Source organism: Nonomuraea sp. MTCD27, from assembly GCF_041950495.1.
Lineage (GTDB): Bacteria > Actinomycetota > Actinomycetes > Streptosporangiales > Streptosporangiaceae > Nonomuraea.
In genome coordinates, this window is sequence record NZ_JBGNUW010000005.1 from 556,603 (window position 1) to 580,499 (window position 23,897).

Here is a 23,897-nt window from a genome sequence, read left to right on the forward strand (position 1 = left end):
GTGACGTCGTTCCAGCTCCTGCTCGACGGGTTCGCCGCCGCGCTCACCCCGGTCAACCTCCTGTACGCGCTCATCGGCGTCACGCTCGGCACCCTCGTCGGCGTGCTGCCCGGCATCGGTCCGGCGATGACCGTGGCGCTGCTGCTGCCGATCACGTTCACGGTGCCGTCGGCCAGCGCGTTCATCATGTTCGCCGGGATCTACTACGGCGGCATGTACGGCGGCTCCACCACCTCCATCCTGCTCAACACGCCCGGCGAGTCGGCGTCGATGATCACGGCGCTGGAGGGCAACAAGATGGCCAGGCGCGGCCGGGCCGCCCAGGCGCTGGCCACGGCGGCCATCGGCTCGTTCGTGGCCGGCACCATCGCCACGGCGCTGCTGGTCGTGGCCGCGCCGGCGGTGGTCAGCTTCGCGATCTCGTTCGGTCCCGAGGACTACTTCGCCCTGGCCGTCCTGGCGTTCACGGCCGTGTCCTCGGTGCTGTCCCGCTCGATCGTGCGCGGCCTGGCCTCGCTCGGCCTCGGCCTGGCGATCGGCCTGGTCGGCATCGACCAGCAGACCGGCCAGGCCCGCCTGACGCTCGGGATCCCGCAGTTGCTCGACGGCATCGACGTGGTGATCGTGGCGGTCGGCCTGTTCGCCCTCGGCGAGGCCCTGTACGTGGCCTCCCGGCTGCGTCACGTACCGCCCGAGGTGATCCCGGTGGGGCGGGCGTGGATGGGCCGGGCCGACTGGGGGCGCTCCTGGCTCCCGTGGCTGCGCGGCACCGCGCTCGGCTTCCCGTTCGGCGCGCTGCCGGGCGGCGGGGCGGAGATCCCCACGTTCCTGTCGTACGCGGCCGAGAAGCGCCTGGCGCGCGGCGTGGCCCGCGAGGAGTTCGGCAAGGGCGCCATCGAGGGCGTCGCCGGCCCGGAGGCGGCCAACAACGCCTCGGCGGCCGGCACCCTGGTCCCGCTGCTCACGCTGGGCCTGCCCACGTCCGCCACGGCCGCGATCCTGCTGGCCGCCTTCCAGCAGTACGGTCTGCAGCCCGGCCCCCAGCTCTTCGACCACAACCCGGCGCTGGTCTGGGGCATGATCGCCTCGCTGTTCATCGGCAACGTGATGCTGCTGGTGCTGAACCTGCCCCTGGCCCCGCTCTGGGCCCGGATCCTGCACATCCCCCGCCCGTACCTCTACGCCGGGATCGTCCTGTTCGCCGCCCTCGGCGTCTACGCGCTGAACGGCACCGTGGTGGACCTCTTCGTCCTGTACGTGCTGGGCCTGCTCGGCTACGCCATGCGGCGCTTCGGCCTGCCCGTCGCCCCCGCGGTGATCGGCATGATCCTGGGCCCGATGGCCGAGATCCAGCTCCGCCGGGCGCTGGCCATCGGCGCGGGCGACGTCAGCGTGCTCGTACGCAGCCCGATCGCGGCCGTGCTGCTGGTGCTGGCGGCCCTGGCGCTGCTCACGCCCCTGTTCAGGAAGCTCCTGGCCCGCCGGGGACTCGCACCCTCACGTGAGGAGTAACCGCGGCTCCGGCCGGGAACCCCGATAAGCGGTTCTTGGCTGACTGGCCCCGCCGATTTGTCCGAATCGGCGGGGCCCACCGGACGGCCTGCCTACTCGGAGACGCCCAGCTTCTCCAGGATGAGCTGCCGGGCGCGGCCCGCGTCGGCCTTGCCCTTGCTGGCCCGCATGACCCCGCCCACCAGCGCACCGGCGGCGGCGATCTTCCCAGACCGCACCTTCTCGGCCGCGTCGGCGTTGTCGGCCAGCACCTGGTCGATGATCGCCGACAGCTCGCCCTCGTCGTTGACGATCTGCAGCCCGCGCCGCTCGACCACCTCGTCGGGCGTGCCCTCACCGGCCAGCACGCCTTCGAGCACCTCGCGCGCCAGCTTGTCGTTGAGCGCGCCCGAGGCCACCAGCTCGGTCACCCTGGCGATCTGCTCCGGGGTGATGGGCAGGTCGGCCAGCGGCGTGCCGGTCTCGTTGGCCCGCCGGGCCAGCTCGCCCATCCACCACTTGCGCGCGTCGGCCGCCGGCGCGCCGGCCGCGACCGTGGCCTCGACCAGGTCGATCGCGTCGGCGTTGTGCATGGCCTGCATGTCCAGGTCGGACAGCCCCCACTCGGCCTGCAGCCGCTTGCGCTTGACCGACGGCAGCTCGGGCAGGGCCGCCTTCAGCTCGGCCACCCACGCCGTGTCGGGCGCGATCGGCACCAGGTCGGGCTCGGGGAAGTAGCGGTAGTCCTGCGCCTCCTCCTTGGACCGGCCGGACGTGGTGGTGCCGGTGTCCTCGTGGAAGTGGCGGGTCTCCTGGACGATCTTCCCGCCCGCGGCGAGGAGGCCCGCCTGCCGCTCGATCTCGCTCCGCACGGCGCGCTCGACGCTGCGCAGGGAGTTGACGTTCTTCGTCTCCGTACGGGTGCCCCACTCGGACGAGCCGCGCGGCATCAGCGAGACGTTGACGTCACACCGCAGCGAGCCCTCCTCCATCCGCACGTCGGAGACGCCGAGCGAGCGCATGATCTCCCGCAGCTCGGTGACGTAGGCCTTGGCCACCTCCGGCGCGAGCCGGTCGGTGCCCGGGATGGGCTTGGTCACGATCTCGACCAGCGGGATGCCGGCCCGGTTGTAGTCGACGATCGAGTAGTCGGCCCCGTGGATGCGCCCGGTCGCGCCACCCACGTGCGTGGACTTGCCGGTGTCCTCCTCCAGGTGCACCCGCTCGATCTCGATCCGCACGGTCTCGCCCTCGACCTCGACGTCGACGTAGCCGTCGAAGCAGAGCGGCTCGTCGTACTGCGAGATCTGGTAGTTCTTCGGCATGTCCGGATAGAAGTAGTTTTTCCGGGCGAAGCGGCACCACTCGGCGATCGAGCAGTTCAGCGCCAGGCCGATGCGGATCGTCGACTCGATGGCCGCGGCGTTGGCCACCGGCAGCGCCCCGGGGAACGCCAGGCAGGTCGGGCAGACCTGCGTGTTGGGCGGGGCGCCGAAGGTCGTCTTGCAGCCGCAGAACATCTTCGACTTGGTGCCCAGCTCGACATGCGTCTCCAGGCCGAGCACCGGCTCGAACCGGTCGAGCGCTTCGTCGTACGGCATGAGCGTACCGGCAGTCATGGTGAGGTCCTTAGTTCAGATCGTTGCGTTTGCGTGAGCACGCCGCAGTCCCCTCTTACCCCTGCAGCTCCGGCGCCTTGGCCAGCAGCCCGCCGCCCCAGCGGCTCTCCAGGGCCTGCTCCACGGCCGCGCCGACGCGGTAGCAGCGGTCGTCGGCCAGGACCGGGGCCATGATCTGCAGGCCCACCGGCAGGCCGTCCTCGTCGGCCAGGCCGCACGGAACGGACATGGCCGCGTTGCCCGCCAGGTTGGACGGGATCGTGCACAGGTCGGCGAGGTACATCGCGATCGGGTCGTCCGTGCGCTCGCCGAGCGAGAACGCCGTGGTCGGCGTGGTCGGCGACACCAGCACGTCCACCTGCTGGTAGGCGGCCTCGAACTCGCGGGAGATGACCGTGCGGACCTTCTGTGCCTGGCCGTAGTAGGCGTCGTAGTAGCCGCTCGACAGCGCGTACGTGCCCAGCATGATGCGCCGCTTGACCTCGGGACCGAACCCGGCGGCCCGGGTCAGCGCCATGACCTCCTCGGCGCTGCGGGTGCCGTCGTCGCCCACGCGCAGGCCGTAGCGCATGGCGTCGAAGCGCGCCAGGTTGGAGGAGCACTCCGAGGGGGCGATCAGGTAGTAGGCGGGCAGCGCGGTCAGGAACGACGGGCAGGAGACCTCGACGACCTTGGCCCCGAGCGACTCCAGGAGCTGGACGGCCTCGTGGTAGCGGGCCAGCACGCCGGCCTGGTAGCCCTCGCCGGCGAACTCCTTGACGACGCCGATCCGCATGCCGGCGATGTCGGCGTTCTTCGCCGCCTCGACCACCGAGGGCACGGGCGCGTCGACCGAGGTGGAGTCCATCGGGTCGTAGCCGGAGAACGCCTCGTGCAGCAGCGCCGCGTCGAGCACGTTGCGCGCGAACGGGCCCGGCGTGTCGAGCGAGCTCGCGAACGCGATCAGCCCGTAGCGGGACGAACCGCCATAGGTCGGCTTCATCCCCACGATCCCGGTGACCGAGGCGGGCTGCCGGATGGAGCCGCCCGTGTCGGTGCCCGTGGACAGCGGCGCCTCGTAGGCGGCCACGGCGGCGCTCGAACCGCCCGACGAGCCTCCGGGCACCTTCGTCAGGTCCCAGGGGTTGCGGGTCGCGTGGTAGGCGGAGTTTTCCGTGGAGGAGCCCATGGCGAACTCGTCGAGGTTCGTCTTGCCCAGGATGACCAGGCCGGCCTCGCGCAGGCGCGCGGTGACGGTCGCGTCGTAAGGAGGCCGCCAGCCCTCGAGGATCTTGGAGGCGGCGGTCGTGGGCATGTCGCGCGTGGCGAAGATGTCCTTGTGCGCGATCGGCACCCCGGCCAGCGGGCCGAGCCGCTCACCGGCCCTGAGCCTGGCGTCCACGGCGCGTGCCTGCTCCAGCGTCGTCTCGCGATCGACGTGCAGGAAGGCCTTGACCTTGGGCTCGACCTCGGCCATGCGGTCGAGATGCGCCTCGGCCACCTCGACGGCCGACACCTCGCCACCGGCGATCATCGAACCCAGCTCGGCGGCGGTCTTGCGGATCAAACTCATGCCTCCTCCCCGAGGATGCGCGGCACCCGGAATCGGTCGTCCTCGACGGCGGGAGCGCCGGAGAGCGCCTGGTCAGGCGTCAGGGACTGTCGCACCTCGTCGGCACGGAAGACATTGGTCAGCGGAAGCGCGTGCGACGAAGGCGGCACGTCCTCGGCGGCGACCTCGGCCACCTTCGCGACCGCCTCGATGATGGCATCGAGTTGGGTGGCGTAGTGATCGAGCTCGTCGCCGGTGAGCGCCAGCCTGGACAACCGGGCCAGGTGTGCGACCTCGTCGCGGGTTATGGCGGACATGAGTCGTTGAACCCGTTTCGTGGATGGAGTCTTTGGACACTGCCATCCTAGGGGCCTTGACCGAGCAGCCCCGAACCATTAAGCCCCTGGGGCCACCTCACCCGTAGAGCTCGTCCAGCCCCACCGCCCGCACGTCCCGCTCCCCGGACAGTGAGGCGTCGAACCCCACGCCGCTGTAGCAGGTGAGCACGGTGTCGCGCACGTCGTACCCCTTGGCGTCGAGCAGGTCCCTGGCCCTCCTGAGCCGCGCCACATGCCCGGAGCCCATGGCCTTGCCCCACTTCACCTCTCCCAGCGAGAGGACCCGCCGCTGCTCGCCGGGCATGGCAGGCGCGAAGACGACGACGTCTACTTCAATCTGCTCGCGGCGTACGGGGTCCGTGACGATCCCCGAGCCCACCTCTCCGGGGAGGCCGCCGAAGTAGTCCGGCTCCAGCATCACGAACTGGCGGCACATCTCCTCGAAGTGAGGACCGAGCACTTGATCGCGAAATCTGGCCCCGGAGTCGGCCCAGACGTTTTCCGCACGGCCGCTCTCCAGAAAGCCCCAGCGCGGCCGCATGATCACCTCATAGAAAGTGACCAACGGCTCGCAGATGCGGTAGATCGACCGGGAAGGGCGGAATGCGTCGGGCTCCCTTCGCAGCAGGCAACAGTCCTCCAACACGTTCAGATGGTGGCCTATGTCGGTGGCCTTGCGTCCGACGTAGGAGGAGATCGCACCTCTCGTGCGGTTGCCCGCGGCCACCGCCGCCAGCACCGAGTGATACATCGCGGAGTCTCGCATCTCCGCCTCTTCGCCGAGGAGATAGCGCGCCTCCCTGAAGAGAGGGGTCCCGGGATCGAGGACCGTGCGCCGCACCCAATCGTCGAAGTCATCGGGCCCCTTCGGCACGTCGTCCTCCACAAAGGGCAGATACGCCGGGGTGCCGCCCACGATCGCATGGGCCTGCACCGCCAATCGCCGATCAGTTATGCCCCAGTAGCGGGCGGCAAGGCGGAAGTCGAAAGGACGCAGCACGAGCTCCAGCACAGCCCGGCCACGCAACGGGGCGTTACCCGCCAGAAGCCGCCCCATGACGGACATCGCCGACCCGCACAACAGCAGGGACACAGGCGAGTTCCGCGAGACCGCCCGGTCGATCTCCCGCTGGATGATGGACGGCAATGCCGGCGCGGCCTTGCTGAGGTAGGGAAACTCGTCGATCACCATGAGCTCTCGCCTCTCGGCGCTGGTGGCGAAAAGCTGCTGGATCGCCACATCCCAGCTCGGAAAGCTGAACGGAGCCGATGCCCCGACATGCTCGGCCAGGGCCGAGGCGAACAGGTGCAGCGATTCCGTCTCCGTGGCCTCCGTCGCACTGAAGTAGAAGCCACCCGTCTGCTGGGCGAGCGAGACCATCAGAAAGGTCTTTCCCTGCCGGCGCCGCCCGCTGACGACACCCAGCTTGGGACGCATGCTGGAGCGCTCGGCGAACCTGGCCAACCGCTGCCATTCGAAGTCGCGAGCGAAGACCTCACCGGGCTTCGGCAGCATCGGCATCCCCTGCGCACAGAAGTAGATTCCTGAGAAGTGTACTTCTAAGAACCATACTTCTGCTTGCAATCAATGACAGTCGGTCAGGCCGAGCTGCTGACCTCGGGCTGGTAGCCGTACTCGACCGCCGTCCCCGCCTGCTCGCGCAGCCACACCGCCGCCTCGGCGGCCGGCATCGGCCGGCCGAACAGCCAGCCCTGGCCCACCTCGCAGCCCATCTCCACCAGCCGCATCGCCACGTCGTCCGACTCCACGCCCTCCGCGACCGACCTCAGCCCGAGCGAGCGGACCAGGTCCACGATCGAGCGGACGATCCGGTAGTCGTCCTCGGACTCGGCGATCCGGCGGACGAACGAGGCGTCGATCTTGACCTCGGACACCGCCAGCCGCTGGAGCCGGATCAGCGAGGAGTAGCCGGTGCCGAAGTCGTCGAGCGCCAGGGGGACGCCGAGCGTGGCCAGGGCCTTGATGGTCTCCTGGGTGTAGGCCTGGTCGCCGGTCAGGATGCGCTCGGTGACCTCCAGCTGGATGGCCGCGGGCGGCAGGCCGTACCGGGCCAGTCCCACTTCCAGTTGCTCCGGCAGGGCCGAGGCGAGCAGGTCGCGGGCGGAGATGTTGACCGAGATCTGCACCCGCAGCCCGGTGTGCCACCAGGCGGCCGCCTGCTCCAGGGCCTCCTCGACCACGTACGCCGTGAGCTGCCGCATCAGGTACGACTGCTCGGCCAGCGGCACGAACTCCGACGGCGGGATCGGCCCGTGCACCGGATGCCGCCAGCGCAGCAGGGCCTCGACCCCCTGCACGTCGCCGGTGCCCAGGGCGACCTTCGGCTGGTAGTGCAGGCGCAGCTCGCGGTTGTCGATGGCGCGGCGGAGGTCGCCGAGCAGGGTGAGGCGTTCGGGGGAGTTGCGATCCTTGTCCGGCTGGTAGAGCTCGACGCCCGTACGGCCCTCCTTGGCCAGGTACATGGCCACGTCGGCGCGCTGCAGCAGCAGCTCGAAGTCGGGGGCGTGGTCCGGATAGAGCGCTATCCCGACGGAGCCGTCGAGGTCGAAGGTCATGCCCTCCAGCCGCACCGGCTCGGTCAGCGCCGCCCGCAGCCGGGCCGCCACCTCCCTGGCCGCGTGGGCGTCCCTGATGGACGGCAGCAGCACCGCGAACTCGTCGCCGCCGAGCCGGGCCACGACGTCGCCGGGCCGTACGGAGTGGGTGAGCCGGTGCGCCACCATCTGCAGCAGCCGGTCGCCCACCGGATGGCCCATCGTGTCGTTGACCTCCTTGAACCGGTCGAGGTCGAGCAGGAACAGGCCGACCCGCTCGTCCTGGCGCACCTCCGCCAGCGCCTCCTCGGTGCTGACGATGAGCATCTTGCGGTTGGGCAGGCCGGTCAGCTCGTCGTGCAGGGCCTGGTGGTCGCGGCGCATGGAGAGCGTGGCGGTGAAGTAGACGGCGGCCAGGGGGGCGACGAAGAGGGGCACGAGCCCGGGAGAGTGGTTCATGACCACGACGACCAGGGGGGCCAGGCCCAGCAGCCCGGTGTAGACGAGACCCTGCGGGCCCACGGTGGCCTTCAGCACGCGCATGATCGAGCGCCGCTCGTGCAGCGCGACCGCGCCGGAGACGAGGGTGGCCCTGGTGACGAAGTAGGCGACCCCGGCCAGCGCGATCGCCAGCAGGTCGGCCCCGCTCGGCACCCAGGGCGCGGCCGGGCTCGGAACGATCCCGAACGTCCCCAGCACCACGGCCGCCGCGGTCAGCGCCAGGGTGGACTGGGCGATGTTGAACATGACCCGGTGCCACGCCTTGCGCGTCACCACGCCGTTCATGGCCACGGCGACGGCCTGCATCAGCACCGCCACCGGCAGCCCGAAGTGCAGCAGCACGGCGAAGGTGAACATGGTGGACGGATATGTGCCGCCCACGGCCGTCGCGGACGACACCATCACGGGCCGCAGCTCACCCAGGACCACCAGCACCCCGAGCACCCAGAACAACGGCATGCGGGCGAGCTCGACGAGACCGGCCGGGTCCAGCCTGAGCATGGCCACCACCAGGGCGGTGAAGCCGATCACGGTGATGCCCGCGAGGAACGCCCACAGTGGCGTGCCGACGCGTGGTCCAGTGTCGCGGGTGTCGGTTGGGTCAGTCATCGGTAACAGAACCCCCATTAGGTCACTATGGGAGGGTACGACCTTCACCCCACTTCGCGAAACCAAGCGCGTACGTTCCGTCACTTCTCCTTTCCGACATATACCCAAAAAGCACCCTCAGTAGCAAACCATGCACGCTAAGACCCGAGCGGTCCGCGACACGACGCATGACGCGGCACGCGGCGGAGCACACGGCGGGGCACACGACAAGGGGGCCCGCTCGTCCACACGAGCGAGCCCCGGTAGAACGGAGATCAGGCCTCCGGAGTGACCACCGCCCCGGCCGCGGCCTCCGGCCCCTCCTTCAGCAGCACCTCGAACCCGGCCCCGTCGAGGATGGGCACGCCGAGACTCACCGCCTTGTCGTATTTCGACCCCGCGTTCTCCCCCGCCACCAGGAACGAGGTCTTCTTCGACACCGACCCCGACACCTTGCCGCCCCGGCTGGTGAGCGCGTCGGAGGCCGAGTCACGCGTGTAGCCCTCCAGCGTGCCGGTCACCACGAACGTCAGCCCTTCGAGGGTCTGCGGCCCCTTCTCGGGAGCCGGCTCGTCCTCCATCCGGACCCCGGCGGCCCGCCAGCGCTCGACGATCTCCCGGTGCCAGTCGACCTCGAACCACTCCTTGACCGTGGCCGCCACCCTGGGCCCGATGCCCTCGACCGCGGCCAACTCCTCCTCGGAGGCGTTCATGATGGCGTCGATCGACCTCATGGCGTCGGCCAGGGCGCGGGCCGTGGGCGGGCCGATGTGCCGGATCGACAGGGCCACCAGCACCTGCGCGAGCGAGGACTGCTTGGCCCGCTCCAGCTCCTCCATCAGCCGCAGCGCGTTCTGGCTGGGCTCGCCGCTGATGTTGGAGAAGAAGGTGACCACCTTCTCCTCCCCCGTCTTCGGGTCGATCTTGGGCAGGCCGGTGTCCTGGTCGCGGACCACCGACTTGATCGGGATGAGCTGCTCCAGCGTCAGGTCGAACAGGTCGGCCTCGGTGCGCACGACCGGCTCCTGCGGCGGCAGCGGCTGGCTGAGCGCGGTGGCCGCGACGTAGCCGAGCCCGTCGATGTCGAGCGCGCGCCGGCCGGCGGCGAAGAAGATGCGCTCGCGGATCTGGGCCGGGCAACCGCGGGCGTTGGGGCAGCGCAGGTCGGCGTCACCCTCCTTCTCGTACGCCAGCTCCGTGCCGCACTCCGGGCAGTGCGTCGGCATGACGAACTCCCGCTCGGACCCGTCACGCAGCGCCGTGACCGGCCCGACGATCTCGGGGATGACGTCGCCCGCCTTGCGCAGCACCACGGTGTCGCCGATGAGCACGCCCTTCTTGACCACGATCGCCGCGTTGTGCAGCGTGGCCCGCACGACGGTCGAGCCCGCCACGACGACCGGCTCCATCACCGCGAACGGCGTGACCCGCCCGGTGCGCCCGACTCCCACCTGGATGTCGAGCAGCTTGGTGTTGACCTCTTCCGGCGGGTATTTGTACGCGATCGCCCACCGCGGTGCCCGCGAGGTCGAGCCCAGCTCCCGCTGCAGCCGGAAGTCGTCGACCTTGACCACGACGCCGTCGATCTCGTAGGGCGGGTCGTGCCGGTGCGCGTGGTAGTGCTCGATGAACTCGTTGATCTGGTCGAGCCCCGGCAGCACCTGGTAGAGGTCGCTGACCGGCAGGCCGAACTCCCGCAGCCGGTCGTAGACGTGCGACTGCGCCCGCGGCTCCGCCGCGCCCTCCCAGAGGCCGATGCCGTGCACCAGCATCCGCAGCGGCCGCTGGGCCGTGATGCGCGGATCCTTCTGCCGCAGCGTGCCGGCCGCGGAGTTGCGCGGGTTGGCGAACGGCGTCTTGCCCTGCTCTATCAGCTGCTCGTTGAGCTTCTTGAAGTCCTCGACCGGGATGTAGACCTCGCCGCGCACCTCGACCAGGCTCGGGATGTCGTCGCCCTTGAGGCGGTGCGGGATGCCCTTGATCGTGCGTACGTTGGCCGTCACGTCGTCGCCCGTGCGCCCGTCGCCGCGCGTCGCGCCCCGCTCCAGCTTCCCGTCGCGGTAGACCAGCGCGATCGCCAGCCCGTCGATCTTCAGCTCGCACAGGTAGGGGCCGGGGTCACGCTCGGCCAGCCGCTCGGCCCGCGCCTGCCAGGCCGCCATGTCCTCGGCGTTGAAGGCGTTGTCGAGGCTCTCCATCCGGTTGAGGTGCTGAACCTTGGCGAAATCACCCGAAACCGGCGCGCCCACCTTCTGAGTGGGCGAGTCGGGCGTCTGGAGCGTCGGATGCGCCGCCTCCAGCGTGAGCAGCTCCTTGAACCACTCGTCGAACTGGGCGTCACTCACCGTGGGCTGGTCGAGCACGTAGTAGCGCCAGCGTGCGTCCTCGACCAGCTCGCTCAGCTCCGCATGCCGCTTGAGCGCGGTCACCGGCACGCCTCCGACCTCGGTGTCAGCCTCACTCACGCCGACCCTCCTTCCATCCGACAACCTGAGCAAACGCTACCGCCGGGCACCGACGGTGACACGCTCAGTCGCCCGGCATCCCGTTCGCCGGATCGTCCCTGAGCACCTGGGCCGCCTTCCTGCAGGCCGCCAGCGCCGCCCGGGCGTACGCGGGAGAGGCCCCCGCCAGCCCGCACGCCGGGGTCAGCACGACCTGGGTGGCCAGCCGGTCCGGCTCGAACCCCAGCCGCCGCCACAGCTCCACCGCCGGCTTGGCCACCACCCCCGGACCGGCCAGCCGCACGTCCCTGCCCGGCACGACACCCAGGAACAGCGCCATCCCCGCCTCGAACAGCTCCCCGAGCGCGTCGTCGTCCCTGCGCCGCAGCAGCGCGGCGTCCACGGATACCCCGCGAACCCCGGCCCGGCGCAGCACGGCGAACGGCACGGCGGGGGCGCAGCAGTGCACCACGGGCTCGTCGAACAGCCGCAGCGACTCCTCCACCCGCCACTCCTCGACCGCCGCCAGCCGCCCGAACCCCGAGGCGGTCGGCACGTTGCCCGCCAGCACGCCCGGCAGCCCGGGCTCGTCGAGCTGCAGCACGATCTCCGTCACCCCGGGCACCCTGCGCCGCACCTCGGCGCAGTGATCCGCGACCCCCTGCGCCAGCGAGGCGGTCAGGTCGCGTACGGCCCCGGCGTCGGAGAGCATCTTGTCCCCGTACTTGAGCTCGATCGACCCCGCCAGCGTCCACGGCCCGCAGACCTGCAGCTTCAGCGGCCCCGAGTGGTCGTGCCCGATCTCCTCCAGCCCGTCGAGGTCGCGCCGCAGGTGGTCGACGGCCCGCTGGTGGTCGCGCCCCGGCCGGTCGCTCAGCCGCCACCCGGAGGGCTGCACCTCGACGTGCAGGTCGACCAGCAACCCCGCCGTACGCCCGACCATGTCGGCCCCGACGCCCCTGGCGGGCAGCTCTGGCAGGTACGGCAGGCCGGGCACCTCGCCGAACACGATCCTGATCGCCTCAAGATGATCCTCACCCGGATGCGAACCAACCCCGGTGGCTTCCCACGTAGACATGGGCACCAGCGTAGGCTCTGCCGAATGAAGCTCACGAAACTCGACCACGCCTGCGTCCGGTTGGAGAAGAACGGCAAGGTCCTGGTCATCGACCCCGGCACCTTCAGCAAGGGTCCGGTGCTCGACGGCGCCGACGCGGTGCTCATCACCCACCAGCACTTCGACCACGTGGACGTCGAGAAGCTGAAGGCCGCCTCGCCCGACCTGGAGATCTGGACCTGCGAGGGCGTCGCTGCGGAGCTGACCGAGGTGCCGGGCAAGGTCCAGGTGGTACGGCACGGCGACGGGTTCGAGACGGCCGGTTTCGGGGTGAAGGTGTTCGGCGAGTGGCATGCCAAGAACCACCCCGACATGAGCATCGTCCAGAACGTCGGTTTCCTGCTCGACGACGAGCTCTTCTACCCGGGTGACGCGCTGACCGTGCCGGACGTGGAGGTCTCCACGCTGCTGGTGCCGACCGGCGCGCCGTGGCTGAAGCTGATGGAGATGGTGGAATACCTCCGTACGATCCGCCCGGCGCGCGCATATTCCACCCACGACGCCCTCTACAGCGAGATCGGCCTGGCCCTGGTCGACAACTGGCTGCGGATGGAGGCGGAGAAGCAGGGCGCCGACATCCGCCGCCTCGCGGTCGGCGAGTCGACCACCCTCAGCTAGTCGGCCACCCTCAGCTGGTCAATCAGCTTCAGCCGGCGGACACGATGGTCGCCGATCCGATGACCGTCGAGCCGGAGTAGAGCACCGCGGCCTGGCCGGCGGCGACGCCCGTGGCCGCCCGGCCCAGGTCGATCCGCAGCCCGCCCGCGATCTCCTCGAACGTGCACGGATAGACCTCGCCGTGGGCCCGCAGCTGCACGGTCACGTCGTCGGAGGCGGCCGGCCCGTTCCGGACCGGCCCGTTCGAGACGGGCCCGTTCGAGATGGGCCCGTTCCAGACGGGCCCGTTCCAGACCGGGCTGCCGCAGACGATCGAGGTGACCTGCAGCGCCGCACGCGGGCCGACCGTGACGGTGTTGGACACCGGCTCGATGGACAGCACGTAGCGCGGCCGGCCGTCCGCGGCCGGCCGGTCGATGTGCAGGCCCTTGCGCTGCCCGATCGTGAACCCGTGGGCGCCCTGGTGGCTGCCCACGACCGCGCCGCTCTCGTCGACGATCGGCCCCTCGGCCGAGCCGAGCCGCTCGGCCAGGAAGCTGCGCGTGTCGCCGTCGGCGATGAAGCAGATGTCGTGGCTGTCGGGCTTGTCGGCGACGGTCAGGCCACGCCTGGCGGCCTCCTCTCGCACCTCGGCCTTGGTCGAGTCGCCCAGCGGGAAGATCGCGTGGCCGAGCTGCTCGCGGGTCAGCACGCCGAGGACGTAGGACTGGTCCTTGCCCTCGTCGACGCTCCTGGACAGCACCCCGTCGACCAGCTTGGCGTGGTGGCCGGTGGCGACCGCGTCGAAGCCCAGAGCCAGCGCCCGATCGAGCACCGCCGCGAACTTGATCTTCTCGTTGCAGCGCAGGCACGGGTTGGGGGTGCGACCGGCGGCGTATTCGGCCACGAAGTCCTCGATCACGTCGCGCTGGAAACGCTCGGCCATGTCCCAGATGTAGAACGGGATGCCGATCACGTCGGCGGCGCGGCGAGCGTCGCGCGAGTCCTCGATCGTGCAGCAACCCCTGGCTCCCGTGCGATGGGATTGGGGGTTGGCGGACAGGGCGAGATGGACACCAGTGACGTCGTGACCGGCCTCGGCTATCCGAGCGGCGGCCACGGCGGAGTCGACGCCGCCCGACATGGCGGCAAGCACACGCAGTCCCATGACCTTTCCAGCCTACTGTCCGGACAGGAGTGCACGACCATGGCCCGGGTCTGCGAGGATTCGGGCATGCGACTGTTCGGGCGCAAGGACGCAGACGAAGGGGCCGAAGGGCCTGACGAGGCCATCGCCGGTTTCTGGGCGTGGTGGCAGGAGACCAGGCCGCAACTCGACTCGATGGTGGCCGCGGGCGAGCCCGAGGGGCTGGAGGAGCGGCTCACCCCCGCGGTCGCCGCGATCGACCCCGGCCTGGCCTATGAGGTGGCCCCCGGCAAGGAGGCCGCGCACGCCCTGGTGGTGACCGCCGCGGGCGACGCCGAGCTGCGCTCGCTCGCGCACCGCTGGGCCAAGGCCGCGCCCCCGTCCGACCTGCTGTGGGAGTTCCACCCGTCCCGTCAGGCCAACCCGATGGCGATGGAGCTCACCCTCGACGTGGGCGGCTTCGAGTTCGCGCTCGACAAGTTGCAGCTCGGCCTGCGCGTGCCGCGCAACCAGCCCCGGGTCGACGTGGCCGCCTACCACCCGATCTTCGGCGAGCTCGACGAGGAGTCCAGGCTGGAGGCCACGCTGCTGGCCCTCGACTGGCTGCTGGGCGAGGACGACGTGGCCAGGTGGGTGGGCGAGATCACGGCGGTCACGTTCGAGCCGATCGACTCCGTGGCGGCGGTGCACCTGCCGGCCGTGGTCGCCGACGTGGCCTCGGGCTACACCGAGGAGGAGTGGCTGCTGCTGGAGGGTCAGACCGCCGGCGGCGCGCCGCTGGTCGCCACGGCCCGCCACCCGCTGCGGCCGGTCGACCATCCGCTGTTCGACCAGCACATCCAGATCACGCTCCCCTACGCGCACCGCGACGAGAACGGCCTGCCGGTCGGCGACTCGCTGGCCGCGCTGCGCGACTTCGAGGAGCGCCTGGCCGCCCGCCTGCTCAAGCTGCGCGACGACGCCGTGCTGGCGGCGCACCTGAGCTCCCAGGGGCATCGCGTCATCCACGTGTACGCCGACCCGACCGGTGACGCCGCGATCCACGCCAAGGAGCTGATCGTGGGCTGGGAGGAGGGCGAGCCGAGGGTCGACGTCTCCGCCGACCCCGCCTGGACCGCCGTCGCCCCCTTCCTCACCTGAGCCCGGCCTCCCGACCTGAGGCCGCCCGGCTCACGGGCCTGTCGCGGGTGAGCCGGGCCTTCTGCGGTCTGGGCTCAGCCTTCTGACGGCCTGGGGTCAGCCGAGGCCGGCGCGGCGGGCGCGCTCGACGGCGGCCGGGAGCACCTCGATCAGGCGGTCCACGTCGTCGCGCGTCGAGGTGTGGCCCAGCGTGAACCGCAGCGACCCGCGCGCCGCCGCCGCGTCCGCGCCCATGGCCAGCAGCACGTGGGACGGCTGCGCCACGCCCGCCGAGCAGGCCGAGCCGGTCGAGCACTCCACGCCCTTGGCGTCGAGCAGCATGAGCAGCGCGTCGCCCTCGCAGCCGGGGAAGGAGAAGTGAGCGTTGCCGGGCAGCCGGTTGCCGGGGTCGCCGTTGAGCACCACGTCGGGAACGGCCTCGCGTACGCGGTGGATGAGCTCGTCGCGCAGCGACGCCAGGTGGCGGCCGAGGGTCTCCTGCTCGCGTACGGCGGTGCTGACGGCGGCGGCGAGCCCCGCGATGGCGGGCGCGTCGAGCGTGCCCGAGCGCACGTCGCGCTCCTGGCCCCCGCCGTGCTGCACGGAGACCGGCGTGAGCCCCCTGGTCAGCAGCAGCGCGCCGACCCCCATCGGGCCGCCGACCTTGTGGCCGGTCAGCGTGAGCGCGTCGGCCCCCGAGCCGCTGAACGACACCGGCAACTGCCCGATCGCCTGCACCGCGTCGGTGTGGAACGGGATGCCGTGGTCGTGCGCGATGGCGGCCAGCACGTGGATCGGCTGGATGGTGCCGACCTCGTTGTTGGCCCACATGATGCTGATCATGGCCACGTCGCCGGGGTCGCGCTCGATGGCGGCGCGCAGCGTGTCGGGGTGCACGCGGCCGTGCTCGTCCACCTCCAGCAGCTCCACCTCGGCGCCCTGGCTGTCGGCCAGCCACTGGGCCGGGTCGAGCGCGGCGTGGTGCTCCACGGAGCTGATCAGCACCCGCTTGCGTGGGCGGCGCGCCCAGTAGAGGCCCTTGATCGCCAGGTTGTCGGCCTCGGTGCCGCCCGAGGTGAACACGACCTCGCTGGGCCGGGCGCCGAGCGAGTCGGCGATCGTCTCGCGTGACTCCTCGACCACCCTGCGCACCTGACGGCCGGCCGCGTGCAGCGAGGAAGCATTGCCGACGCGTTTGAGTTGCTCCGTCATGGCCTCGATCGCTTCGGGCAGCATGGGGGTGGTCGCCGCATGATCAAGGTAGGCCGACGGTCTGGTCACGTGCTCAGGGTATCTCGTTTGCAACTGTACCGTCCGGACGGTACAGTTGATCGTATGCGAAGGGACGAGCTTTTGGACGCGGCGGAGGATCTCCTCTGCGACCTGGGCTCGGGCGCGCTCACCCTGGCCGCCGTGGCGGACCGGGCGGGCGTGAGCAAGGGCGGCCTGCTCTATCACTACGGCTCCAAAGAGGCCCTGATCAAGGGCATGGTGGAGCGGTTGATCGAAGACTTCGACGTGCTGGTGGCCGGGCAGCCGGGCGAGACCTACACCGAGCGCTACCTGGGCGCGACGCTGGCCGCCGTCCGATCCGGCCGCCTGCGACGATGGGCCGTCGTCACCGGGGCGTCGGGCAACCTCTTCCTGCTCGCACCGCTGCGCGAGGCGATGGCCCGCTGGCACCGCGAAGGGCTGAGCGAGGAGCCGGACCCGGTGGCCGCGCAGATCGTACGGCTGGCGTGTGAGGGGCTCTGGGACGTGGCGAGTCACGACCCGGAGCTCAACTCGGAGGACGACCTCCAGGCTCTGGAGCTCCGCCTCAGGGCGCTCATCTCGCCCGCCCCCGCCTGATTCCATCCCTTTTCGCCCTCCGCGCCACGCGCCGAGGGCCACTTCTGACTCCCCCCGAACCCCCGACATCACGCCGGGCCCGCGCCGCCGCGCGCGCTGTCCTGCGTTGCCCTGTGCCGTCCGCTGCGGTCGGCGGGGGGCGCCCCGGCATGTCCGGATTCACCGCGAAGAACTACGAACTTGTGAGAGGTGTGGCCTTATGACCCGCGAGCTGAGGAGTGCCCGTTACGGGGCGGTCCTCACCTTTGTCCTTGCCGGCCTGATGGTGGGCACGATGACCGTGCGCATCCCGGCCCTGACCGACAAACTCGGCCTGACCGAGGCCACGGTCGGGGCGATCCTGCTGGTGTGGGGCCTGGGCGCTCTGGTGACGATGCAGTCCATGCGACGCGTCATGGCGCGCGTGGGCAGCCGGGCGGTACTGCGGGCAGGCGGTCCACTGACGGCGCTCAGCCTCCTCGGCGTGGCCGTCGCCCCCGACCTCCCGCTGCTCCTGGTGGCCGTGGCGCTCTTCGGCATGGCCTTCGGCACCGTGGACGTCGCCATGAACGCCCAGGGTTCGGCCGTCGAGCAGGCGTACAAGCGGCCGCTGATGAACGGCATGCACGCCGGCTGGTGCGTGGGCGCCATCTCGGCGGGCGGGCTGGGCAGCCTGGCCATCGCCGCCGACCTGCCGTTCACGCTGCACGTGACGCTGATCGCGCTGGTCTCGCTGCCGGTCATGGTGCTGCTCGGCCGTACGTACCTGCCGGAGCCCCCGGCGGCGGCCACCGCGACCGCCGGGCGGCGCCGCATGCCGCCGATCGTCTACCTGCTCGGCGCGATCATGTTCTTCGCCTTCATGGTCGAGGGCACGGTCGCCGACTGGAACGGCCTGTACATGCGCGACGAGCTCGGCGCCCCCGAGGCCCTGGCGGCGCTCGGGTACCCGGTGTTCGAGGCCGGCATGCTGATCGCCCGGCTCACCGGTGACCGGCTGCGGGTCAGGTTCGGGGTGCGCGGGATGCTGACCGTGTCCGGGGTGGCCACGGCCGGCTTCTTCGCGGTCGTGCTGCTGGCGCCGGCGGCGCTGGTGGCGGTGGCGGCGATGTTCTTCGTCGGGCTCGGGGTGGCGACGATCTCGCCGCTGACACTGTCGCTCGCGGGCACGGCCACCGACGCGCCGGGTCCCGCGATCGCCCAGGCGGGCGCCATGGGGTACGCGGGCCTGCTGCTCGGCCCCGTGGTGATCGGCTTCCTGTCGGACGCCACCTCCCTGCGTACGGCGCTGGGCATCGGCGTCGTCCTGGGCGTGCTGATCGCCCTGGCCGCCCGCCTGCTCCCGCGCGGCGAGCCGGCCCGGGTGAGCCCCCTCCCCGCGAGGGAGCCCGCCAAGGCCGCCGCCTGAGACCATCGCGGGATGGATCTCGAACGAAACGTGCTCTTCGACGTCGAGGCGTATGAAGCGCGGGTGCGGTCCCGCCCGTGCTTCATCTGCGCGATCGTGGCCGGCGACCCCGACTACGCCCTCGAGCAGATCGTCTACGAGGACGACCGGCACCTCGCCTTCCTGGCCCGCTACCCCACGATGCCGGGGTACGTCCTGGTCAGCCCGAAGCGGCACGTCGAGCACGTCGTACGCGACCTCGACGAGGACGACTACCACGCGATCATGGGCGTGGTCAGGAAGGTGGCCTTGGCCGTGGAGGCGGTGGTGCCGTCGGAGCGCACCTACCTGCTGTCCCTCGGCAGCCGTCAGGGCAACGCCCACCTGCACTGGCACGTGGCCCCGCTCCCGCCGGGCACCCCGTACCGGAAGCAGCAGTTCCACGCGCTCATGTCCGAGAACGGCACGATCTCCTGGAGCCAGGCCCAGGCCGAGGAGCTGGCCGCCCGCCTGCGGGCGGCCCTGGCCTGAGAGTTCCCTGTGGATCGGCGCGGGCGGCGCGGCGCGACCCCACGTGGCGCCATCCCGCTCACAGAGACCTCACAGAACCCCTCAGAACGCCTCCAACGAGCCACCCCACGCTGGACCCATGATCCAGCTCAACGGACTGTCCAAACGCTACGGCGAGCGGCTCGCCGTGGACGACCTCTCCTTCACGGTACGGCCGGGCCTCGTCACCGGCTTCCTCGGCCCGAACGGCGCCGGCAAGACCACGACCATGCGCATGATCCTCGGCCTCGACCTGCCCACCTCCGGCACGGTCACGATCAACGGCCGTGGCCCCCACGACCTGCCGCACCCGCTGCGCGTGATCGGCTCGATGCTGGACTCGCAGGCCGTGCACCCGCAGCGCACGGCGTACAAGCACCTGCTCTACCTCGCCCAGACCAACCGCCTCCCGGTCTCCCGCGTCGAGGAGGTGCTCGACCTGGTCGGGCTGACGGACGCGGCGGGCAGGAAGGCGGGCGGGTTCTCGCTGGGGATGAGCCAGCGGCTGGGCCTGGCCGCCGCGCTGCTGGGGGATCCGCCGGTGCTGCTGCTGGACGAGCCGGTCAACGGGCTGGACCCGGAGGGCGTCCTGTGGATCCGCACGCTCGTCCGGGAGCTGGCCGCCGAGGGGCGTACGGTGCTGCTCTCCAGCCACCTGATGAGCGAGATGGCGCTGACCGCGAACCGGCTGGTGATCATCGGGAAGGGCCGGCTCATCACCGAGGCCGAGATCGGCGAGTTCACCGGCGCCGGGGCTCCCGTCCTCGTCCGCACGCCCGAGGCCGGCTCCTTCGCCCGGCGCCTGGAGCTGTCGGGCGCCCGCGTACGAGCCGGTTCCGGCGACGAGCTGCTGGTCACCGGCATGAGCGCGCCCGACGTGGGGCGGCTGGCGGCGGCCGAGGGCGTCACGCTGCACGAGCTGACCCTGCGGCCCGCGTCCCTGGAGGAGGCGTTCATGGAGCTGACCCGCGACGCCGTGGAGTACGGAGGGGCACGATGATCGAGGCGGGCGTGCTCAGGGCGGAGTGGACGAAGTTCAGCAGCATCAGGGCCACCATGGTGCTGTCGCTGGCGATCGTCGTCGTGTCCGGGCTGTTCGGATGGCTGTTCGGCAACGCGTCGGCCGGCGACTACGCCACGGCCACGGCGCAGGAGCGGCTGGACTTCCAGCCGCTGGACATGGGCATGCGCGGGCTGTTCGTGGTCCAGCTCCTGGTCTCGGCGCTGGGGGTGCTGGTCGCCACCTCCGAGTACGGCTCCGGCACGATGCGCGCGAGCGTGGCCGCCGTGGGCCGGCGCGGTCACCTGATGGCCGCCAAGGCCGGCATGACCGTGCTGACCGCCCTGCCGGTGAGCGTGGCCGGGGTGTGGCTGATGTACACCACCGGCCAGACCGTCCTCGCGGCGAACGGCGCTCCGTACGTCATGCCGGGCGAGCCGGGCGCGCTGGTCCTGCTCCTGCTCGGGCCGGTCGTGTTCACGCTGCTGGCACTGTTCGGGCTCGCCCTGGGCTTCCTGCTGCGCGGCACGGCCTCCGCCGTGAACGTCAGCACCGCCTTCCTCCTGATCCCCGTCCTGGCCTCGAGCGCGCCCGGCGGCCTGCGGGAGTTCATGCACACCTACTGGCCGAACACGGCCGCCTTCCAGGCCGTCTCAGGGACGTCCGAGCTGCCGCCCGTGGTGGCTTTCGGGGTGCTCGTCGGGTTCGTCGCGGTGCTGCTGGTCGCGGCGTTCGTCCAGTTCAAGAACCGGGACGCCTGACTACCCTGGACCTCGGGAGGTGCCTCACGTGGCTCACATGGGCGAACGGCTGCTGGTGGTCGACGACGAGCCCACCGTCAAGGAGCTGCTGTCGGCGACGTTGCGGTTCGCGGGCTTCACCGTGAGCTCCGCCGACAACGGCACCCAGGCGCTGGAGGAGGCCCGGCGTGACCCGCCCGACCTGGTGCTGCTCGACGTCATGCTGCCCGACCTGGACGGCTTCGAGGTGCTGCGCCGCCTGCGCGGCCTGCCCAGGGCCGGCGGGCGGCCGGGGCCGGTGCCCGTACTGTTCCTGACGGCCCGCGACACCACGGCCGACAAGATCAACGGTCTCCGGCTGGGCGGCGACGACTACGTGACCAAGCCGTTCGACCTGGAGGAGCTGCTGGCCCGCATCAGGGCCATCCTGCGGCGCACGGGCGCGATCCCCGACGACCACACGCTGGTCGTGGGAGACCTGGAGGTCGATCCCGACGGCCACCAGGTGACCAGGGCGGGCCGCCCGGTGCGCCTGTCGCCGACGGAGTTCCGGCTCCTGCACCACCTGGTGCTCAACGCCGGGCGGGTGCTGCCCAAGTCGCAGATCCTGGAGACCGTGTGGCGCTACGACTTCGCCGGTGACACGAGCATCGTGGACACGTACGTGAGCTATCTGCGGCGCAAGCTGGACACCGGCGAGTCACCCCGGCTGATCCACACCGTGCACGGCGTCGGCTACCTGCTCCGCAAGCCGAAACCATGACCAGCCGCCTGCCACGACCCGGCGGCGGGCGCGCCCGGCTGCCGCGCATCGGCAGGGGGCTGTCGTTGCGCGCCCGGCTGCTGGCGATCACGGTCGCCCTGCTCGTCGCCGGCCTGGCAATGATCAGCTCGGTCCTCGTCCGGCAGCTGGAGACCCAGCTCAGGGCCCGCGTGGACGCCCAGCTCAGCCCGATGGGCACGGCGCTGTCGTCGGTGCCGCCCGAGCTGGCCACCGCGCTGGCGGCCATGCTGGAGAAGCGGGCGAGCCAGACCCCGCTCGTGCTGGGCGAGCCCGACCTCGTCACCAAGGGGTACGCGGCGTACCTGTCGCCCGGCGGCGCCGTGCTGCGCGCGTACGGCGACATGCCCGGGCCCGGCCTGCCCCGCCTCGACACCGCCGCCGTCGCGGCCCGCGGCGGGCGGCCGTTCACCGTGGAGGGGGCGGACGGCGAGGAGTGGCGCGCCGTGGCGCTGCCCGCCAAGCGCACGAGCACGGAGTTCGCGCACTCCAGCGTGGTGGCGGCGGTGTCGCTGGAGGCCATGCACACGACCGTCAACCGGATGCGCGCCGCCTGCCTCGTGGCCGGATCGTTGCTGCTGGCCGTGCTGGCGCTGGTGGGCGGGTTCGCGATCAGGGCCGGTCTGGCGCCGTTGCGCCGGGTGGAGGAGACGGCGGCGGCCATCGCGGACGGCGACCTCACCCGCCGCGTGCCCGAGCCGGCCCCGCCGGGCACGGAGGTCGGGCGCCTGGCACGCTCGCTCAACAAGATGCTCGCCCAGATCGAGCAGGGGGTCGCGGCGAAGGTGGAGTCTGAAGCCCGCATGCGCCGGTTCGTCGCCGACGTCAGCCACGAGCTGCGCACCCCGCTGTTCGGCATCAAGGGCTTCTCGGAGCTGTACCGCATGGGAGGCACGGAGGCCGGGCCCGCGCTGGCCCGCATCGAGAGCGAGTCGGGCCGCCTGGCCAAGCTGGTGGACGACCTGCTCCTGCTCGCCGGCCTCGACGAGAGCGACGGCCCGGGGCTGGAGCTGACCCCGATGGACCTGCGTACCCTCGCCGCCGACGCCCGCCACGACTTCACCGCCCTCGACCCGACCCGGCCCATCGCCTTCACCGGCCCGTCCGGCGGTCCGGCGGCCACCGCCCCGGTCCTGGGCGACGAGGCCCGGCTGAGACAGGTCGTCAGCAACCTCGTCGGCAACGCCGTCACCCACACACCCGCCGGCACCCCAGTCAGGATCGGCGTGGGCACGGACGGCGGGGAGTCGGTGCTGGTCATCGAGGACGAGGGGCCGGGGCTGGGGGCGGAGGAGGCGGCGCGCGTGTTCGACCGCTTCTACCGCGCGGACGGCTCCCGTGCCCGCGCCACGGGCGGGGCTGGGCTGGGGCTGGCCATCGTCCGGTCCATCGTGGCCGCTCACGGGGGGCGTGTGGAGCTGCGCTCGTCCCCGGGTGAGGGCGCTTGCTTCCAGATCAGGCTTCCCATCACCGACCGCTGACCGACCCTCGGCTCCCGCCCAGGCTTGTCGAGGACGTCTGGGGGGCGGTGCCCCCCAGACGTCACTGCCTGAGCTCCCCGCGCGGAGAGCGCCGAGAGCGGAGACCGTGCTCCCCGGCCGGCCTACTTGCGCTTGTCGATCTCTTCGGTGAGCTGGGGCAGGACCTGGTGGAGGTCGCCGACCACGCCGTAGTCCGCCAGCTCGAAGATCGGGGCCTCCGGGTCCTTGTTGATGGCGACGATCGTCTTGGCCGTCTGCATGCCGGCCCGGTGCTGGATGGCCCCCGAGATCCCGGCCGCGATGTACAGCTGCGGCGACACCGTCTTGCCCGTCTGGCCCACCTGGAACTGGTGCGGGTACCAGCCCGCGTCCGTGGCGGCGCGGGAGGCGCCCACGGCCGCACCCAGGGAGTCGGCGAGGGTCTCGATGACCGAGAAGTTCTCCGCCGAGCCCACGCCGCGCCCGCCGGAGACCACGATCGCGGCCTCCGTCAGCTCCGGCCGGGCGCCCTTCTCCTGCTTGACCCGCTCCACGACTCGGGTGGCCTTGGCGGCGTCGGACAGGGTGACCGAAACCTCCTCCTCGACCCCGGCGCCCGCGGCCGCCACGGGGGCGGTGGAGTTGGGGCGTACGGCGATGATGGGCGTGCCCTTGCGCACCTTGGAGTGCACGTTGACGCCGCCGCCGAAGATGGACTGGTCGGCCACGAAGCCCTCGCTCAGGCCCACGGCGTCGGTGATGACGCCGGAGTCCGTCTTGATGGCCAGGCGGCCGGCGATCTCCTTGCCCTCGGCCGTGGCCGCCACCAGGACGGCGGCCGCCGAGGCGGAGGCCACGAGCTGGGCGAGCAGCTCGGCCTTGGGGGCGACCACGTGGTCCACGATGTCGCTGGAGCCGGCGACGTAGATCTTCTCCGCGCCGTACTCGGCCAGCCGGGCCTTGGCCTCGGCCGAGATGCCGGGGCCGGCCCAGACGGCGGCGGGGGTGCCGAGGGTGCGGGCCAGGGTCAGCAGTTCGAGCGTGACCTTCTTGACCTCGCCTTCGGCCTGCTCAACGAGAACGAGAATCTCCGACATTTCCG

The 23,897-nt window shown here is 71.4% G+C and carries 20 protein-coding genes; 10 read left to right on the forward strand and 10 right to left on the reverse strand.

The window, feature by feature from the left end; translation table 11 throughout:
- Positions 1-1,512: a tripartite tricarboxylate transporter permease gene (locus ACBJ59_RS18455; RefSeq protein ID WP_375111422.1), complete on the forward strand. Its 1,512-nt coding sequence runs from the start codon at positions 1-3 to the stop codon at positions 1,510-1,512.
- A gap of 92 nt (positions 1,513-1,604) precedes the next feature.
- On the opposite strand, the gene gatB is transcribed toward ACBJ59_RS18455, so the two are convergent.
- The 7 genes from gatB to ACBJ59_RS18490 form a co-directional block, all read right to left on the reverse strand.
- Entirely contained in the window at positions 1,605-3,110 is a 1,506-nt protein-coding gene (gene gatB, locus ACBJ59_RS18460) for an Asp-tRNA(Asn)/Glu-tRNA(Gln) amidotransferase subunit GatB (protein WP_375111423.1), read from the reverse strand.
- Between the two features lie 55 nt (positions 3,111-3,165).
- Positions 3,166-4,662, reverse strand: a complete 1,497-nt coding sequence (gene gatA / locus ACBJ59_RS18465) for an Asp-tRNA(Asn)/Glu-tRNA(Gln) amidotransferase subunit GatA (RefSeq protein WP_375111424.1) — start codon at positions 4,660-4,662, stop codon at positions 3,166-3,168.
- Entirely contained in the window at positions 4,659-4,958 is a 300-nt protein-coding gene (gatC, locus tag ACBJ59_RS18470) for an Asp-tRNA(Asn)/Glu-tRNA(Gln) amidotransferase subunit GatC (protein ID WP_364117850.1), read from the reverse strand. The genes gatA and gatC overlap by 4 nt, the downstream gene beginning before the upstream one ends.
- Positions 4,959-5,055: 97 nt before the next feature.
- Positions 5,056-6,495 carry an ATP-binding protein gene (locus tag ACBJ59_RS18475; RefSeq protein ID WP_375111425.1) on the reverse strand — a complete coding sequence of 480 codons (1,440 nt, stop codon included), beginning with the start codon at positions 6,493-6,495 and terminating at the stop codon, positions 5,056-5,058.
- A gap of 83 nt (positions 6,496-6,578) precedes the next feature.
- Positions 6,579-8,645 carry a putative bifunctional diguanylate cyclase/phosphodiesterase gene (locus ACBJ59_RS18480; RefSeq protein WP_375111426.1) on the reverse strand — a complete coding sequence of 689 codons (2,067 nt, stop codon included), beginning with the start codon at positions 8,643-8,645 and terminating at the stop codon, positions 6,579-6,581.
- A gap of 254 nt (positions 8,646-8,899) precedes the next feature.
- Complete coding sequence (gene ligA / locus ACBJ59_RS18485; protein WP_375111427.1) at positions 8,900-11,089, reverse strand: NAD-dependent DNA ligase LigA; 2,190 nt, start codon at positions 11,087-11,089, stop codon at positions 8,900-8,902.
- 64 nt (positions 11,090-11,153) lie between these two features.
- Positions 11,154-12,146 (reverse strand): methionine synthase, encoded by a 993-nt coding sequence (locus ACBJ59_RS18490; protein ID WP_375111428.1) that lies wholly within the window; start codon positions 12,144-12,146, stop codon positions 11,154-11,156.
- Between the two features lie 24 nt (positions 12,147-12,170).
- Here ACBJ59_RS18490 and ACBJ59_RS18495 point away from each other — a divergent pair, with 24 nt between their 5' ends.
- Positions 12,171-12,803 carry an MBL fold metallo-hydrolase gene (locus ACBJ59_RS18495; RefSeq protein ID WP_375111429.1) on the forward strand — a complete coding sequence of 211 codons (633 nt, stop codon included), beginning with the start codon at positions 12,171-12,173 and terminating at the stop codon, positions 12,801-12,803.
- Between the two features lie 28 nt (positions 12,804-12,831).
- Here the strand turns inward: ACBJ59_RS18495 and mnmA are convergent, their stop codons facing one another.
- The gene (gene mnmA, locus ACBJ59_RS18500; protein ID WP_375111430.1) at positions 12,832-13,950 is read right to left on the reverse strand and encodes a tRNA 2-thiouridine(34) synthase MnmA; all 1,119 of its coding nucleotides are present in this window, start codon (positions 13,948-13,950) and stop codon (positions 12,832-12,834) included.
- A 66-nt stretch (positions 13,951-14,016) separates the two neighbouring features.
- Here mnmA and ACBJ59_RS18505 point away from each other — a divergent pair, with 66 nt between their 5' ends.
- Complete coding sequence (locus ACBJ59_RS18505; RefSeq protein WP_375111431.1) at positions 14,017-15,069, forward strand: DUF695 domain-containing protein; 1,053 nt, start codon at positions 14,017-14,019, stop codon at positions 15,067-15,069.
- Between the two features lie 96 nt (positions 15,070-15,165).
- On the opposite strand, the gene ACBJ59_RS18510 is transcribed toward ACBJ59_RS18505, so the two are convergent.
- Complete coding sequence (locus tag ACBJ59_RS18510; protein ID WP_375111432.1) at positions 15,166-16,329, reverse strand: cysteine desulfurase family protein; 1,164 nt, start codon at positions 16,327-16,329, stop codon at positions 15,166-15,168.
- 54 nt (positions 16,330-16,383) lie between these two features.
- On the opposite strand from ACBJ59_RS18510, the gene ACBJ59_RS18515 reads away from it, so the two are divergent.
- From ACBJ59_RS18515 to ACBJ59_RS18545, 7 genes are all read left to right on the forward strand, one after another.
- Positions 16,384-16,899 (forward strand): TetR/AcrR family transcriptional regulator, encoded by a 516-nt coding sequence (locus tag ACBJ59_RS18515; protein ID WP_364117832.1) that lies wholly within the window; start codon positions 16,384-16,386, stop codon positions 16,897-16,899.
- A gap of 199 nt (positions 16,900-17,098) precedes the next feature.
- Positions 17,099-18,286 (forward strand): MFS transporter, encoded by a 1,188-nt coding sequence (locus ACBJ59_RS18520; RefSeq protein ID WP_375111433.1) that lies wholly within the window; start codon positions 17,099-17,101, stop codon positions 18,284-18,286.
- A 12-nt stretch (positions 18,287-18,298) separates the two neighbouring features.
- Complete coding sequence (locus tag ACBJ59_RS18525) at positions 18,299-18,796, forward strand: HIT family protein (RefSeq protein ID WP_375111434.1); 498 nt, start codon at positions 18,299-18,301, stop codon at positions 18,794-18,796.
- Positions 18,797-18,914: 118 nt separating this feature from the next.
- Positions 18,915-19,814 (forward strand): ABC transporter ATP-binding protein, encoded by a 900-nt coding sequence (locus ACBJ59_RS18530; protein WP_375111435.1) that lies wholly within the window; start codon positions 18,915-18,917, stop codon positions 19,812-19,814.
- A complete protein-coding gene (locus ACBJ59_RS18535) occupies positions 19,811-20,575 on the forward strand; it encodes a hypothetical protein (RefSeq protein ID WP_375111436.1) in 765 nt (254 codons plus the stop codon). The genes ACBJ59_RS18530 and ACBJ59_RS18535 overlap by 4 nt, the downstream gene beginning before the upstream one ends.
- Positions 20,576-20,612: 37 nt before the next feature.
- Positions 20,613-21,317, forward strand: a complete 705-nt coding sequence (locus ACBJ59_RS18540; protein ID WP_375111523.1) for a response regulator transcription factor — start codon at positions 20,613-20,615, stop codon at positions 21,315-21,317.
- Positions 21,314-22,816 carry an ATP-binding protein gene (locus tag ACBJ59_RS18545; protein WP_375111437.1) on the forward strand — a complete coding sequence of 501 codons (1,503 nt, stop codon included), beginning with the start codon at positions 21,314-21,316 and terminating at the stop codon, positions 22,814-22,816. The genes ACBJ59_RS18540 and ACBJ59_RS18545 overlap by 4 nt, the downstream gene beginning before the upstream one ends.
- Positions 22,817-22,938: 122 nt before the next feature.
- Here ACBJ59_RS18545 and ACBJ59_RS18550 read toward each other — a convergent pair whose 3' ends face one another.
- On the reverse strand, positions 22,939-23,892 hold the full coding sequence (locus tag ACBJ59_RS18550) for an electron transfer flavoprotein subunit alpha/FixB family protein (RefSeq protein WP_375111438.1): 954 nt from the start codon (positions 23,890-23,892) through the stop codon (positions 22,939-22,941).
- Positions 23,893-23,897: the final 5 nt, after the last annotated feature.

Bases quoted from the DNA above. Each gene is read 5' to 3' on its own strand.
- gatB (WP_375111423.1), bottom strand. From the start codon at position 3,110: ATGACTGCCGGTACGCTCATGCCGTACGACGAAGCGCTCGACCGGTTC.
- gatA (WP_375111424.1), bottom strand. From the start codon at position 4,662: ATGAGTTTGATCCGCAAGACCGCCGCCGAGCTGGGTTCGATGATCGCC.
- gatC (WP_364117850.1), bottom strand. From the start codon at position 4,958: ATGTCCGCCATAACCCGCGACGAGGTCGCACACCTGGCCCGGTTGTCC.
- ACBJ59_RS18475 (WP_375111425.1), bottom strand. From the start codon at position 6,495: ATGCTGCCGAAGCCCGGTGAGGTCTTCGCTCGCGACTTCGAATGGCAG.
- ACBJ59_RS18480 (WP_375111426.1), bottom strand. From the start codon at position 8,645: ATGACTGACCCAACCGACACCCGCGACACTGGACCACGCGTCGGCACG.
- ACBJ59_RS18490 (WP_375111428.1), bottom strand. From the start codon at position 12,146: ATGTCTACGTGGGAAGCCACCGGGGTTGGTTCGCATCCGGGTGAGGAT.
- ACBJ59_RS18495 (WP_375111429.1), top strand. From the start codon at position 12,171: ATGAAGCTCACGAAACTCGACCACGCCTGCGTCCGGTTGGAGAAGAAC.
- mnmA (WP_375111430.1), bottom strand. From the start codon at position 13,950: ATGGGACTGCGTGTGCTTGCCGCCATGTCGGGCGGCGTCGACTCCGCC.
- ACBJ59_RS18505 (WP_375111431.1), top strand. From the start codon at position 14,017: ATGCGACTGTTCGGGCGCAAGGACGCAGACGAAGGGGCCGAAGGGCCT.
- ACBJ59_RS18515 (WP_364117832.1), top strand. From the start codon at position 16,384: ATGCGAAGGGACGAGCTTTTGGACGCGGCGGAGGATCTCCTCTGCGAC.
- ACBJ59_RS18520 (WP_375111433.1), top strand. From the start codon at position 17,099: ATGACCCGCGAGCTGAGGAGTGCCCGTTACGGGGCGGTCCTCACCTTT.
- ACBJ59_RS18525 (WP_375111434.1), top strand. From the start codon at position 18,299: ATGGATCTCGAACGAAACGTGCTCTTCGACGTCGAGGCGTATGAAGCG.
- ACBJ59_RS18530 (WP_375111435.1), top strand. From the start codon at position 18,915: ATGATCCAGCTCAACGGACTGTCCAAACGCTACGGCGAGCGGCTCGCC.
- ACBJ59_RS18535 (WP_375111436.1), top strand. From the start codon at position 19,811: ATGATCGAGGCGGGCGTGCTCAGGGCGGAGTGGACGAAGTTCAGCAGC.
- ACBJ59_RS18540 (WP_375111523.1), top strand. From the start codon at position 20,613: ATGGGCGAACGGCTGCTGGTGGTCGACGACGAGCCCACCGTCAAGGAG.
- ACBJ59_RS18545 (WP_375111437.1), top strand. From the start codon at position 21,314: ATGACCAGCCGCCTGCCACGACCCGGCGGCGGGCGCGCCCGGCTGCCG.
- ACBJ59_RS18550 (WP_375111438.1), bottom strand. From the start codon at position 23,892: ATGTCGGAGATTCTCGTTCTCGTTGAGCAGGCCGAAGGCGAGGTCAAG.